The 14031-nt window shown below is 56.4% G+C and carries 12 protein-coding genes; 9 read left to right on the forward strand and 3 right to left on the reverse strand.

The genetic code is table 11. The annotated features are described in order from the left end of the window. Window positions 1-21 precede the first annotated feature (21 nt). The 7 genes from ACR0FE_RS11035 to ACR0FE_RS11065 all read left to right on the forward strand — a co-directional run bounded on the left by ACR0FE_RS11035 (window position 22) and on the right by ACR0FE_RS11065 (window position 7523). Complete coding sequence (locus tag ACR0FE_RS11035) at window positions 22-1044, forward strand: BMP family protein (RefSeq protein WP_480912775.1); 1023 nt, start codon at window positions 22-24, stop codon at window positions 1042-1044. Continuing rightward, a complete protein-coding gene (locus tag ACR0FE_RS11040) occupies window positions 1044-2582 on the forward strand; it encodes an ABC transporter ATP-binding protein (protein WP_480912776.1) in 1539 nt (512 codons plus the stop codon). Before ACR0FE_RS11035 ends, ACR0FE_RS11040 begins: the two co-directional genes overlap by 1 nt. Then, the gene (locus ACR0FE_RS11045; protein WP_480812111.1) at window positions 2572-3621 is read left to right on the forward strand and encodes an ABC transporter permease; all 1050 of its coding nucleotides are present in this window, start codon (window positions 2572-2574) and stop codon (window positions 3619-3621) included. Before ACR0FE_RS11040 ends, ACR0FE_RS11045 begins: the two co-directional genes overlap by 11 nt. Further along, complete coding sequence (locus tag ACR0FE_RS11050; RefSeq protein WP_480912777.1) at window positions 3621-4565, forward strand: ABC transporter permease; 945 nt, start codon at window positions 3621-3623, stop codon at window positions 4563-4565. The genes ACR0FE_RS11045 and ACR0FE_RS11050 overlap by 1 nt, the downstream gene beginning before the upstream one ends. Further along, window positions 4565-5839 (forward strand): amidohydrolase family protein, encoded by a 1275-nt coding sequence (locus ACR0FE_RS11055; RefSeq protein WP_480912778.1) that lies wholly within the window; start codon window positions 4565-4567, stop codon window positions 5837-5839. Before ACR0FE_RS11050 ends, ACR0FE_RS11055 begins: the two co-directional genes overlap by 1 nt. 367 nt (window positions 5840-6206) lie before the next feature. After that, the gene (locus ACR0FE_RS11060; protein WP_170614557.1) at window positions 6207-6584 is read left to right on the forward strand and encodes a nuclear transport factor 2 family protein; all 378 of its coding nucleotides are present in this window, start codon (window positions 6207-6209) and stop codon (window positions 6582-6584) included. A 93-nt stretch (window positions 6585-6677) separates the two neighbouring features. After that, window positions 6678-7523 carry a universal stress protein gene (locus tag ACR0FE_RS11065; RefSeq protein ID WP_170614558.1) on the forward strand — a complete coding sequence of 282 codons (846 nt, stop codon included), beginning with the start codon at window positions 6678-6680 and terminating at the stop codon, window positions 7521-7523. Between the two features lie 83 nt (window positions 7524-7606). On the opposite strand, the gene ACR0FE_RS11070 is transcribed toward ACR0FE_RS11065, so the two are convergent. Together ACR0FE_RS11070 and ACR0FE_RS11075 are read right to left on the reverse strand one after the other, a co-directional pair. Then, window positions 7607-8158, reverse strand: coding sequence for a flavodoxin domain-containing protein (locus ACR0FE_RS11070; RefSeq protein WP_480912779.1), 552 nt, complete (start codon window positions 8156-8158; stop codon window positions 7607-7609). 310 nt (window positions 8159-8468) lie between these two features. Further along, window positions 8469-9773: a ferredoxin reductase family protein gene (locus ACR0FE_RS11075; RefSeq protein WP_480912780.1), complete on the reverse strand. Its 1305-nt coding sequence runs from the start codon at window positions 9771-9773 to the stop codon at window positions 8469-8471. Between the two features lie 292 nt (window positions 9774-10065). On the opposite strand from ACR0FE_RS11075, the gene ACR0FE_RS11080 reads away from it, so the two are divergent. Both ACR0FE_RS11080 and ACR0FE_RS11085 read left to right on the forward strand, forming a co-directional pair. After that, entirely contained in the window at window positions 10066-10569 is a 504-nt protein-coding gene (locus ACR0FE_RS11080) for an Hsp20/alpha crystallin family protein (RefSeq protein ID WP_480489626.1), read from the forward strand. Window positions 10570-10890: 321 nt separating this feature from the next. Continuing rightward, on the forward strand, window positions 10891-12381 hold the full coding sequence (locus tag ACR0FE_RS11085; protein WP_480912781.1) for a trypsin-like peptidase domain-containing protein: 1491 nt from the start codon (window positions 10891-10893) through the stop codon (window positions 12379-12381). On the opposite strand, the gene ACR0FE_RS11090 is transcribed toward ACR0FE_RS11085, so the two are convergent. Then, the gene (locus tag ACR0FE_RS11090; protein ID WP_480912782.1) at window positions 12382-13998 is read right to left on the reverse strand and encodes an MFS transporter; all 1617 of its coding nucleotides are present in this window, start codon (window positions 13996-13998) and stop codon (window positions 12382-12384) included. Between the last annotated feature and the right edge of the window lie 33 nt (window positions 13999-14031).

Genomic DNA, 14031 nt, shown 5'->3' on the forward strand with positions numbered 1-14031 from the left:
AGTCGATAGGGGGAATATGTCATGAAACGCGCCGAACTGCTTTACTCTGGAATTGATCGTCGGAGCCTGCTTTTGGGCGCGAGCGCCGCAGCCAGCCTCGCGACATTTCCCAAACGCCTCATTGCGCAAGAGCCATTGAGCGTTGCGGGTATTTATACCGTTCCAGTTGAACAGCAATGGGTCAGCCGCATCCACATTGCGGCGGAAGCGGCGAAAGATGCGGGCCAGATAACTTATGCCTTTACCGAGAACACGGCCAATACCGATTATACCCGGGTCATGCGGGAATACGCCGAAGGCGGCGCCAAGCTGATCGTGGGTGAGATTTTCGGGGTCGAGGCAGAAGCACGGGAAGTGGTTCTGGATTACCCCGAAACTGCGTTCCTGTTGGGTTCGTCTTTCCTTGAAGATCCGGCCCATCCCAATCTGGCCGTTTTCGACAACTATATTCAGGACGCTGCCTATCTTACCGGTATCATTGCCGGCGCCATGAGCGAGTCTGGCAATATCGGAATGGTTGGCGGTTTCCCGATACCAGAGGTCAACCGGCTCATGCACGCGTTTATGGCTGGCGTGCGTGAAATGAAACCCGACGCGACCTTCCAGGTTTCGTTCATTGGCTCGTGGTTCGATCCGCCCAAAGCGAAAGAGACGGCTTTCGCGATGATCGAAAACGGTGCAGACGTGATGTATGCCGAACGCTTCGGCGTTTCCGACGCGGCGCAGGAGCGCGGCGTTCTGGCGATCGGCAATGTCATCGACACTCAGGCGGACTATCCGGATACGGTGGTTGCCTCGGCGCTCTGGCATTTTGAACCTACGATGCAAGCGGCTCTTGCGGCGGTCGCCGACGGCAGCTTTTCGGCGGCCAATTACGGGCTTTACTCCTACATGAAGGAAGGCGGCTGCTCGCTCGCGCCTCTGGGCACATTCGAGGGCAAGGTGCCTGCCGATGCGATGGCGCTTGTTGCTGAACGAGAGGCTGCAATTCGGGCGGGTACTTATGTTGTGGAAGTGGACGATTCAGAGCCTGTGTCCTCCTGATGTCCAACGGTAGTTCGGCGCAGGAGGTTGTCCTGCGCCTTAATGGCATCACCAAGCGATTTGGCAATTTAACGGCCAATGACTCGGTTGACGTGACGCTTCACCGGGGCGAGGTCATCGCGCTTCTTGGTGAGAACGGCGCTGGCAAGACGACGCTCATGAACATCCTGTTCGGGCACTACACTGCGGACGAAGGAACCGTAGAGGTGTTTGGTCAAGTCTTGCCTGCCGGTGCAACCGGTGCAGCGCTGCGGGCCGGTGTCGGCATGGTGCACCAGCATTTCACGCTTGCCAATAACCTTACTGTTCTCGAAAACATCCTTCTGGGCACTTCTTCCCTTTGGTCCATTGGTCGTGGCCGCCAGAAGGCGCAGTCACGCGTGATGAAACTGGCCGAAGAATTCGGGCTGGCCGTCGACCCATCGGCTAAGACAGGGCAGTTGTCGGTCGGCGAGCGGCAGCGCGTGGAAATTCTGAAGGCACTGTATCGCGATGCCCGCATCTTGATTTTGGATGAGCCGACAGCGGTGCTGACACCACAGGAAGCTGACGCTCTGTTCGAGACACTGCGCCGCGCCGTCGATCAGGGCCTTTCCGTCATCTTTATTTCCCATAAGCTGCACGAGGTTATGGCAATCTCGGACCGGGTTCTTGTGCTGCGCCATGGCAAGCTGGTCGGGGAAACGCGCACAGATGAAACGACGCCTCATGCCCTTGCTGAGCTTATGGTCGGGGAAGAGATTACCCAACCCGTTCCATCCGAGGCCAAACCCGGTGCCGTTCTACTAAGCTTGCGCGGTGTCTCTGCGCATCCGCCTGGGCACCGAACCGGCCTTCGAAACATCGATCTGGATCTGCGTGCAGGCCAGATAATGGGCCTTGCCGGTGTGTCCGGAAACGGGCAGGGCGCACTGGCCGATTTGCTGTCGGGCGAAGCCAGGCCAGAAAGCGGAGAGATGTGGCTTGGTCAGGAAAAGGCGCCACCCTGGTCTCCTCGCGCGTCCCTTGCGGCCCGGATCGGGCGCATTCCCGAGGATCGCCACAGCACTGGCAGCATTACAGATTTCTCGTTGACCGAAAATGCCATCCTCGAAAGCTACAGGAATCCGGGGATCAGCCGAGCAGGTTGGATGCGCTGGGCCGCGGCACAAGCCTTCGCGCAGAAGGTGATCGCGCGATACGATGTGCGTTGTCCCGGTCCGGATACGCGAATTCGTCTGCTTTCGGGCGGCAATATGCAGAAACTCATCCTCGGGCGGGTTCTTGAATCCGATCCGGAAATCATCCTCGCCAACCAGCCCGTGAGAGGGCTTGATATTGGGGCCGTAACCTACGTTCAGGAGCGTCTGATAGCAGCCAGAGATGCGGGCGCGGCGATCCTGCTGATCTCGGAAGACTTGGACGAAATCATGGGGCTTGCGGATGTGATCCGGGTGATGTCCGACGGCCGGCTCTCGCCTGAGTTCCCCCGTGGAACGATAACCCCCGCCGAGCTTGGGCGGTGGATGGCCGGGGAGGGGTTTGAACGTGCGGCTTGAACCGATTTCCAACCCGTCCCTCGCCCGATCCGTGGGATTTCCAGCGGTGGCATTGGGGCTTTCGATCGTTATGGTATCGTTTCTCGTTCTACTTGCAGGGGCCAATCCTTTCGCCACGTTGGGACTGATACTGAAAGGAGCCGCAGGTTCGAAGTTCGCCGCGCTTGAGACCCTGAACCGGGCAACACCTTTGATCTTCACAGGTCTGGCGGTAGCCGTCGCCTTCCGCGCAAAGCTGTGGAACATCGGGGCGGAAGCACAGCTTTACATTGGCGCGCTTGTGACAGTCCTCTTCGGGACGTCGGCGTTGGGCCTGCCGGGGCCGCAACCACTGATACTGGTCGGTCTCGCCTCGATGCTGGGAGGGGCGCTGATGCTGCTGGGCCCGGTCATTCTCAAAACGCGTTTCGGCGTTGATGAAGTGGTAACGACATTGCTGCTCAACTTCATCGTGCTTCTTTTCATCTCGCTTCTGCTGGAGGGACCGCTCAAGGATCCCATGGGGATGGGGTGGCCGAAATCGCCCAGGCTGGATGCAGAAGCGCGCCTTCCTCGGATTGTCGAAGGGCTTCGTCTGCACTGGGGCTTTGCGCTTGCTCTGATCTGTGCCGTGGTCGTCTGGGTGATTGAGACCCGCACCACGCTTGGCTACGAAATCCGGGCTGTGGGTCAGAACCCGACGGCTGCCCGTTTTGCGGGTATCCCTGTAAATCTTGTGCTCTTGAAAACCGCGTTTCTTTCGGGCGGGCTTGCGGCTCTGGCAGGTTTTTCGGAAGTCGCGGGGCTTAAGGGGTCCCTTACGCTGGATCTGAGTCCGGGCTTTGGCTACACAGGCATTATCGTCGCCATGCTTGCGCTACTTCACCCTCTTGGCGTCGTTCTTTCGGCGATTTTCGTAGCGGGCGTATTCGTCGGTGCCGACGGTATGAGCCGCGCCGCGAGCGTTCCGACCTATATCGCAGACCTTCTATTGGCGACCGCACTTTTGTTCATGGTCCTCGCCATCTTGCTGACGCGGTTCAGGATCGTGAGGGGCTGATGGAGATCTTCGAAATCCTCCTCTCTGCCAGTTTTTGGGCAGCCGCTGTGCGCATTGCTTCTCCGTTGATCTTTGCGACGATGGGAGAGTTGATCTGCGAACGCGCGGGGGTTCTGAACCTCGGGATCGAAGGGATCATGGTGGCCGGCGCTTTTGCCGGTTGGATGGCGGTCTATGCCGGTACCGGACTGTGGGCCGGTGTTTTCATTGCGATGCTGGCAGGTATGCTTTTCGGGCTTCTGCATGCAACGCTCACGGTGCCGTTTGGGTTGTCGCAGCATGTCGTGGGGCTTGGGATTACGCTTCTGGCGACATCAGCCGCCTACTATGCGTATCGCCTGGCCCTGCCGGAAGTCTCAAGCCCCCCGCGGATCAAACCCTTTCAACCACTTGAGGTTCCGATACTGTCGAAGATACCCGTTCTGGGGCAGGCGCTGTTCAACCAAACCCCGTTAACCTATCTGGCCTTTGTTATCGTTGGCGTAACTGCCTTCGTACTGTACCGGACGCCGCTGGGACTGGCCCTTCGAGCAGCCGGAGAAAACCCGTCTGCAGTAGAGGCTCAAGGCCTGTCTGTCACCGCGCTTAGAATGGGGGCGGTCATCATCGGGTCTGGTCTGATGGCTGTCGGGGGCGCGTTCCTCACCATGTCGGCCTTTGACAGCTTTTTCTTCGAGATGGTTAACGGGCGCGGCTGGATCTGTATCGCATTGGTGGTTTTCGGTGCTTGGCGGCCAGGCAAGGCATTGTTGGGTGCGCTACTTTTCGCTGCCTTCGATGCCCTGCAAATCCGCCTGCAGCAGACGGGGCTGGGGGCCCTCGTTCCCTACCAGGTCTTCTTGATGATCCCTTACATCCTGTCGATCCTTGCATTGATCCTGATGTCGCGTCGTGCCGAAGTGCCGGCGGCGCTGATGATACCCTACAACCGCGGAGAACGCTGATGGCAAGCTTCGATATTCTTGTGAAGGGCGGGAGCCTGCCCGACGGAAACGTCGCCGATATCGGAATAACAGGCGACCGTATCACGGCAATGGGGCAGTTGAACGGTGCCGAGGCTGGTACGATCATTGACGCGACCGGCGACCTGGTTTCGCCGCCCTTTGTTGACCCCCATTTTCATTTGGATGCAACGCTTAGCTATGGCATCCCTCGGATAAACGCATCGGGTACGCTGCTGGAGGGGATCGGCCTTTGGGGCGAACTCAAGCAGGTGACAACGGTCGATGAAATGGTCGACCGTGCGCTTTCATACTGCGACTGGGCGGTCTCTATGGGCCTGCTTGCGATCCGGAGCCATGTGGACACCTGCGATGACAGCCTGAAGGGCGTCGAGGCGATGTTGCATGTGCGCGAAGTCGTTCTGCCTTACCTGGACCTTCAGCTTGTCGCCTTTCCCCAAGACGGTCTGCTGCGTGACCCCACTGCCCATGCCAATACATTGCGGGCGCTCGACATGGGTGTCGATGTCGTCGGCGGTATCCCACATTTTGAGAGGACCATGGCGGATGGCGCTGCCTCGGTCCGCATCTTGTGCGAAATCGCCGCTGAACGGGGCCTTCCGGTCGACATGCATTGTGACGAAACCGACGATCCTCATTCTCGGCATATCGAAACATTGGCCTATGAAACGACGCGACTGGGATTGCAGGGGCGGGTGGCAGGGTCTCACCTGACCTCAATGCATTCCATGGACAACTACTATGTCTCAAAGCTGCTTCCTCTGATCGCCGAGGCCGAAATCAGCGCCATTCCGAACCCACTGATCAACATTATGCTTCAGGGTCGGCATGACACTTTCCCGAAACGGCGCGGGCTGACCCGGGTGAAGGAAATGCAGGCTGAAGGTATCCGAGTTGGCTGGGGGCAGGATTGTGTGCGCGACCCCTGGTATTCGCTGGGAACCGCAGACATGCTTGACGTTGCTTTCATGGGGTTGCACGTCGCTCAGATGTCGTCTCCAGAAGATATGAGGCGGTGTTTTGACATGGTCACGGTTGAAAATGCTGCAATCCTCGGACTTGAAGACTATGGCCTTTACGAGGGCGCCATGGCCTCGCTTTTGGTTCTGGACGCCGGGGACCCCATTGAAGCTGTCCGCCTGAGACCTGACCGGTTGGTGGTGATCTCAAAGGGAAATGTGGTTTCCAAAAAGCAACGTAACGATAGCCGCCTCGCCCTTCCTGATCGGCCGAAAAGCGTGCGTAGGCGGCACTAGGGTTTCTGTGACGGTCTCGTCATGATTTTTCTTTGAAGGGTCGGGGGCTTTCGTAGCCTCACTCAATGGTTTTACGATTGGACTGGACGAACTATAGCCCGGTCTAGTCTGCGTTCTGTTTTGCGTACAAGCTACTGTTAATAAATAAAAAGTGGAAATGCGACATTTGCGTGAATCCCGTTTTGAAACCACTATCTGGATCGATGAACCGTAGCTGAAAATCATGAAATAGCTGGGTGTGCCTTGACCCGTTTACCAAGGCGGACCGCAGGAAATGCTGGCGAACAGGGTCTCTGACCTCATTGATCTTTGTCAATATTGGCAAGGGTCAGAAGTGGTACAATCGGCGATAACAAAGGGGGTTCCCATGGAAGACTTAGTCCAAATTGGAAGAGCATTCGTTCAGGCCATGCGTGATCGCAGGGGGCTTATAAGCGTTGACGAAATGTACGCCGAAAACGCCCAGTCGATTGAGGCGGTTGTGCCGCCGGTTCGACAGTTTCGTATCACAAAGGGCCGGGACGCCATCAAGGGAAAGAGAGAGGATTGGCTGGCAGCGCATGAATTCCACGAACTCGATGTAGACGGACCCTATGTGCATCCACCCAACCGCTTTGCAGTGCGATTTAGTGCCGAAGTAACCCAGAAGGCCACAGGAAAACGTATGACCCTGAGCGAGATCGCCGTCTATTCTGTGGCAGAAGGCAAGATCGTAATGGAAGAGTTCTTCATGTTGCCGAAGTAGGAAGAACAACCATCATCTAAGTGGCTGCTTTTGTTGGGTTTGTGCGCTCGGCGAGTTTCCTGCCCGCAGTGACATCCTGGAGGGAGATCCGGAATGCAACGCAGAACTTCGACGTATTTCATTGGCGCGGATACTAGCGATGTATCGATACTTGAATGCGCCGATGCTGCCCAACGTCAGCGCGGCCATTTGACTTGCCTTCTGATCGCGGCGCTACCGAACCTGCCTTACTTGAAGTACGGATCCAGCAAATTCGTCGAGGCGGGTTTGCCCGCAAACTGGTTGGATCAATTGGAAGAGAAAAAGGCGACCTTAAAGTCCCGTGCGCGTGAAGTTGAAGCACTGCTTGCGCGCTCGGGCGCATCGGCGAGCGTCACGGTTTTCATGGGTTCCGGTGCGGACTTTAAGACTCTGGCGGCGCGCCAATCGTACTGCTGTGATGTCGCATACCTGGACCCGGAACTGCGCAATGACCCCGAAGTGTTTCACGAGGTTTGCCATGGCGTCTTGTTCCATTCGCCAGTCGCCATGATGATCAACGGAGACCCATATACCCAACGCGAGCGCATTTTTCTGGCGTGGAACGATAGTCTTGCTGCATCCAGAGCGGCCCATTTGGCTTTACCCTATTTTCTGGAAGCCAAGGAAGTTGTGATTGGTTGTTTCGATCCGCCGTTAGCACATGACCCGGAAAGTCAGGACCCCGGTACGGACATCGCCGCATGGCTCAGACACCACGGCTGTAGCGTGACCGTAGCGCATTTCCCGAGCGGCGGACTACCGATCGAACAGTGCATACAGGAACGTGCGAAGGAGGCCGGCTCTGACCTTATTGTTATGGGCGCTTACGGGCAGTCATACCTACGCGAGTCGATTTTTGGTGGAACTACAAGGGCCATGCTGCAACAAACCGGTCTTCCGGTTCTATTTGCGCACTGACTGACGCAAGTGGACGTCCAGTGTTTGTCTGGGTTCGATGGTCAGGTCCAAACACTATGAAAGAATGGGTTCAGTGTATTGAGTTAGGAATTGTCTGATATTGTCAGGTAGTTCCCATCCAGAAACCCCTTCACAATCGACGTGAGTTCGTCCCAGTCTGTGAATTCCCGCACGCCATCTCTCGGATCGATTTTCCGACCCAACAAGACGACGTGTTTAACGATCTCTTTCTCAAAATATCCGTAGCTGTCGGGTCTCACCGCGCCTGCGACCAATGCTGACGCATCTGGTTCGAAACTCGTTCGCAACAACATCTCGGTGAGGTAGTCGCGGGCTTCCTCGCGCCCCGATGCAAAGGCCGCCTTTAGACCCACAGAAAGCACGAGTGTTTTTCGTTTCACCAACTCGTCTTTAAACGACGCGATGAAAGCTTCGAATGAGGCAGGGTGTCGACGTTCGTGAACAGGAGCCAACAGAACAACGCGATCCACATCGTCCAGTTTTACCTGACCGGGAAGTTGATCGGTATTGATCAGTCTTGTGTCAAAGCCGGATTTCTTCGCGACATTGCTGATAAAATGCGCAATTTTGGCCGTCTGGCCCTCAACAGTGGCAAAGACGATAAGTACTGTCATTCCGATCCTCCCACAAATCGGTCTGAGAAGCGTTTCAAGTATTATGAATTGGCGTGAGTTCGCCTTTGATCTTAATCAAAGGCGCAAGTTGAGGCTGGCGATTCCAATACATTGAACGTGTTTCTGAAATTTGCATGACGACGCCTTACGCGGGGAAGAATTTCTGCTGTGATGGCTGGTCTTCTCTGCACTACCCAGTGGACGTCCGCGCTATCTCAGGGCAAATAATAAGATTGCGACGCAAACAGTAACATTGATGGACCACACTGCCAGTTTGACCCGTCGGCGCGCGGACAGGTTTCTAAACGGATCAATCATAGTCAAACCTTTCAGACAGAACCCGATGCGAAGGTGTTCCCCGGGCAACAAGGTGATCTTCGACAGTGTCCATCATGGCAGTGGGGCCGCAGAGTACGAAAAGCCAGTTGTCATAATGTTCTGAAGAAAGCGTTCGGTCCAAGAGGGCGCCGTCGATCCAACCTGTTTCACCGCTCCAGTTCTTCGGGGGCTCGGATAGAACAAATACAGTATCTTCCCTGGTCAGTTCTTCCCGATAAACAATCTGCTCCTCGATCCGGTTTCCATAGATGAGCTTGATATCGCGTCGCTCTGCGCTCAGACGAACTTGGCGCAGTATGCTGAGCAAAGGGGCGATGCCGACACCACCTGCGATAAGAACAATGCCTTGTTCAGCGCGTTTGCCGACCGAAAGGTTCCCGTGGGGGCCATCGAGATAGGCCAGCGTATCCGGCGCGATCTGCCCGAGACTGCCTGTGAAATCCCCAAGCTCTTTTATCACGAATGAAACTTCAGGACCTTCACCCGGTGCCGAGCTAATCGAAAACGGGTTCTCGCGCTGTGAAAAGACGTTGTGCCCCACATTGAGCCAGGCAAACTGGCCCGCTTCAAAGCTGAGGCCCTGATGACCGACCGGTTTGAGGCGCAATTCCCATTGCTTCGGTGTCAGACGAGTGACCGAGGAAACACGCCACGGTTTCCGCATCTTAAACAAGGGGCGGGCGAAATAGACATAAAACAGAGTACCAACGACAATGCCGGTCATTGCGAACCACAGATATGTCAGTGACGGATGCCCACCGTAGCGACCTGCATAGATTGTGTGATGAAGAAGCAAACCGGCCAATGCCAGAGCTCCGAGACCGTGCAAAAGACGCCATGTTTCGTATTTGTTTCCAAGGCTTTTTCGGGCGACCGCCGAGGCGACCAGAACGACGACTAGGAAATAGGCAGCGACGCCCGAGGCCAGCGCCGGAAAGTCTGTCGTAATCGTCAGTTGGCGCGATACGTCCCACGGGCGATGTCCGCCAGAAGGCGTGCCCTGGTAAAGAAGCGGGTGTATCAACGCAAAAACGAGTGCCGCGCGCGCCATCAGCTGATGCATGCGCATGGTCACATCCATACCCACACCGGAAGAAATGAACCTGAAGCGCCCGGAGAGCAGGAACTCCACCAGAATGATCGAAAGTCCAATCATTCCCAGCCCTGATGCGAGTTCTTGGTGAAAAGATCGCGGTGGCCAGCCAAGTGACCAGGAAAAGCCCAACGGCGCCAAGATCAGCAGAACATAGATCAGCGCCAGATAGGGCCATTTCATATGGTTTTGCTCCACTGCGCCAGAGTTGGGACATTCCCGCTGTCTCAAGGGGCTAGGCTAGGCGAGCCCCGGTTGGCGATCAAGCTTCCTGTGATCGGATGTTTTCCCGTCCGGAACGCTATGCCTGTTGGAGTGCTGTCATGTTCCGAAATGGTGGCAGAAGACTGGCCGGTCCGAACGGCCAGGCGGGAAAAAGATGCGAGCATTCCCTTGCGCAAGATCAAGGTTCTTGACCGGGGTTTCTGCGATAATACGGCGTCCGTATAGCCGGACAAAAGGAGGAGATTTAGAAATGCTTGAAGACAAAAAGTCCCCGCAACTTTTCAGCGGAACGCATCCGCTCTCCGACAACTTTCGACGTGAAATGGAAACCCTGATGTCGCGGTTCTTAGGAGGCGGCTCTCCGTTTTTACCGCTGGAAACGGCTGCGCAGCGCACGGGTCTGCCATCTCTTGATATGTCCGGCGCAATTTCCCCGGCCATTGATGTTCAAGAGACGGATACGGCAATTGTTCTGACGGCGGAATTGCCCGGTCTGGAAGAAGACGATGTTGAAATCGAAATCAAGGATCGCCGCCTCACCCTGCGAGGCCAGAAGAAGATCACACATGATGAGACGGGCGACCTGCGTGTCAGCGAAAGAAGCTATGGCAGCTTTTCACGGGCAATGACGCTGCCGGACACTGTTGATGTCGAGAATATCTCGGCCACCTTCGACAAGGGCGTTCTGAGCATCAACATGCCGAAAACCGAACCTCGGGATCCCAGCCGCAAGATCAAGGTTTCATCCAAATAGGTGGCATTTCGGCTGGGGCTTGAAACTGAAGGCCGATCATCGGTCGGCCTTCTTTGATTTGCAATCCAAGGAGTGTGCGGTTTGGTGAACCTGCTGGCACGGATTTGATGCTAAACTGACAGAGAAATCCAATCCTTCCTAGCGCCCAAAACGAAGCAATAGGTTTTGTACAGCCGTGTGCTAAAGTACCTCTGCGTGGCCTTTGAAAAGGGGGCTAAATTGCGGAACTCAGACGCGGCTGACACAAGCTCATCGCCGTGCCCCGACGAGGGGGGCGTGCGTGCCCTCCTTGAAAATTTGACCGGACCGTCGCGCGGGAACGTGAGCTGGTTGGCCGACAATGCCCTTACTGTTTCGGTTGGTGAAAGCCGGGCGTTGAGTCTTCGCCCCAAAGACGACATGCCTCCGCACGACAACGATATCGCAACTCTTCAGTGGGCGGACGGTGGCTATTCAATAACTGCGTCGTCTGGGCGTAATGTCTGGGTGAATGGGCGCAAAATATCGTCCGCGAGTCTCGGGCACGGCGACATGATCGAGTTCGGCGAAAAGGGCCCAATGTCCCGGTACAGGTTATGTAGCAAAACCTACCCGGCGCGTCATACGGTCGAAGAAATCCTAAGTGACGCCTACGCTTACGCCCGAACAAGCCGGCGGCCGTTTGCCAAAAGGATGTCCGGCGCGCTGCGCGACAGCAGTCGTCGGCTAGCGTCTCAGACGACAGTTCTGTTCAGGATCACGGTCGTCGCTGCACTTCTGCTGATCGCGGGCCTTGTGTTTCTGCTTTATCAAAACGATCAAAGGCTGGCGGACAGTATCCAACAGGAATCTCGCAAAATCGAAGCGGTTGCGGTGATGCTTGCGCAGACACGTGAAAATGCGCTGACCCCGGACGATCTGGCCTCGTTGCGGGATGCCTTTGAAAACCAAGTCACGTCGACCGAGCAGCGTCTCGGAACCCTTGAACAGCGAGCAGGCGCATCGACACGGGTAATTACCGCCTCATCTAAGTCTGTCGCATTCATTCAGGGTGCCTACGGGTTGCGTCATCTGGAAAGCGGGAAGCTCTTGCGGCACATGTTGGGGCCGGACGGAGAAAACCTGAAAACCCCGTTTGGGCAGCCCTGGATCGAACCGGACGGCACGGGCGAACCAGCTGAATTCCAGTTCACGGGAACCGGTTTTCTGCTGGAAGGTGTTCCGCTTATGGCCACCAATCGCCATGTTGCCTTGCCGTGGACGTCCCGCGACCGGGTGGACGCTTTGAAAAGTGCGGGGTTGGAAGCGGAAATGCTGAGGCTGCTGGCCTATTTGCCAGGTCAACCGGATCCGATTGGGGCCAAGTTGGAGAAGTTCAGCGAAACGGCCGATGTCGCGCTTTTGTCAGTAGCTCCTGATCGGGTTCAGGGGCTGGGCGTGCCGTTGGCGGATGAACCGCCAAACGCAGGCGAAGAAGTCTACCTGTTGGGATATCCGACGGGCTTGAAGGCGCTGATTGCGCAGGCGGGGCCGGGCTTTCTTCAAACGCTGGAGAAGGAAGGTTCGGTCAATTTCTGGTCCGTAGCTTCCCGATTGTCCGAGCAAAGCAAGATTCATCCGCTGGCCAGCCGGGGGATCGTTGCCAGAGCAAGCCCAGGTTCCATCGTTTACGACGCCGAAACCACAACCGGCGGAAGCGGAGGACCCGCCTTGAACCGGCGAGGTGAGGTAGTCGCCATCAACGCCGCGATCCTGCCTGAGTTTGGCGGCTCCAACATTGGCGTTCCGGTTGCGCACCTCAAAGAACTGTTGAGCGAGGCAGAAGGCCTGTAGTCAGTCGCTTGTTCGGAAGCGGGACTTCTGTACAAGGAAAACCGCCGCCAGCGGGACCGTGACAGTGATCAGGGCGGCTGCAATCAGCAGATACCCGAGTTGGCTGTAGTCGGCAGTCGAGGTGACGACACCCGTTTCCGGATTGGTCACCGCGCGTGTAACGACGAATGTTTGGTTCAGGTATTTTGTTCCGAGACTGGCCGCCGACAACGCCATGTTGGTGAACGATGCCATCACCGCAAAAAAGGTCGCTTTCAGTTGGACCGGGGCGTTGCGTGCGATCCAGGCCAGCAACGGGACCATGGCAATTTGCCCAAGAGGCGATTCAACAGCCGTGTCGAGAATGGCAATGAATCTGGCGTCGACAACTCCGCCTGTACGCGCTGCCGTCCATTCGTGAACGCCGTAGTAAAGGGCAAGGTTTGGAAGAGAGAGCAGACCAGCCGCGATCGTAAGCACCACCACCACGTGGGCGATTGAGCGTTTCGCCATGAATGGCCGCAGGACGATCAATCCAAGCAATGCCAGCAAGGACGTCAGCAGAGCCAGGATTGCCAAAAACTGCTCGTCGAACCCCAATTCGTCAATTTCAAACCACGTCAGTCCCGGCCCCGGCAGAGGAACTGCACGGAACACGAAAATGATTATTGCCGTACCGACCAGGGCTTTCGCCTGGGCGAGTTCCAGTTCTTTCAGAAGACGGGACATGAGGTACAGGATCACCGTGAGAGAAACGGTAAACACCACCTCTTGTGCGAACTCGAATTCCGCGGTTCCCAACACTATGCTGAACACAACAAACGCGAAGCCACCCAGCAATATGGACCATTTGACCTCGGTCACCTCATCCGGGGTATGCAGTGGGTGACCCTGACGAAGCCGCTGACGTTGTATCAGTGAGTGCAGCACCACACCGCTGACGGACAGCACAGGGATGATCAACGCAATCAGGTAAACCTGGCCGTAGAGAGCAAGCCGGTCAGATTTTTGCAGATCTTCCGTTCCTGAGAATATCCAGATGTTGACGGCCGCAACCGCTGCAAACCCTGAGATGATCGAAACTCTGCCCAAGGTCTGCATTGTCGTGTGCTGGGCGCGGGTTTCTTCAGGCGTAAACGCAAGGCCGCCCTGGTCGACCTTGGGAACCGCCTCGACCGTCATGGCGTCGGCGACAACATCCTGAATGGCATAGCCGGAAGGCGCCAGAAGCAGGGCGACAACATACCAGTCTTCCAGCGGCATGACGCCGGCCATCCGAGTGGGCGCGGTCACAAGCCCGTACATTGTGAGCAGGGAAAGGGTAATCAGGGACGCGCCAAACAGGATCAACAGGGATTTCCAGCGCCAGAACAGATCCACGATGTGGCCCAGCGGCATTTTGAGAATCCAGGGAAGACCGGCCCAAAATGCCAGACCTGCGACAAAAGACGCTGATAAATCGAGGTAATCCTTCAGAAAAAAAGCACCGACAACCGAGGTCAAACCGGAGACGCCAGCCGCGAAGTAGACCATCAAAGGCGGCAGGTAGGACCATTGCAACTGCTGAGCCAGATCCACAAAGGTTCTGTGCCACCAATCTGAGAGCTGCGTTCCTGTCGAAGATCGGTCAGTGGTCATATGCCAACCTGGAATTGCTGATGGCCCGTTTGC

The sequence above is a fragment of the Ruegeria sp. K7 genome, from assembly GCF_056531785.1.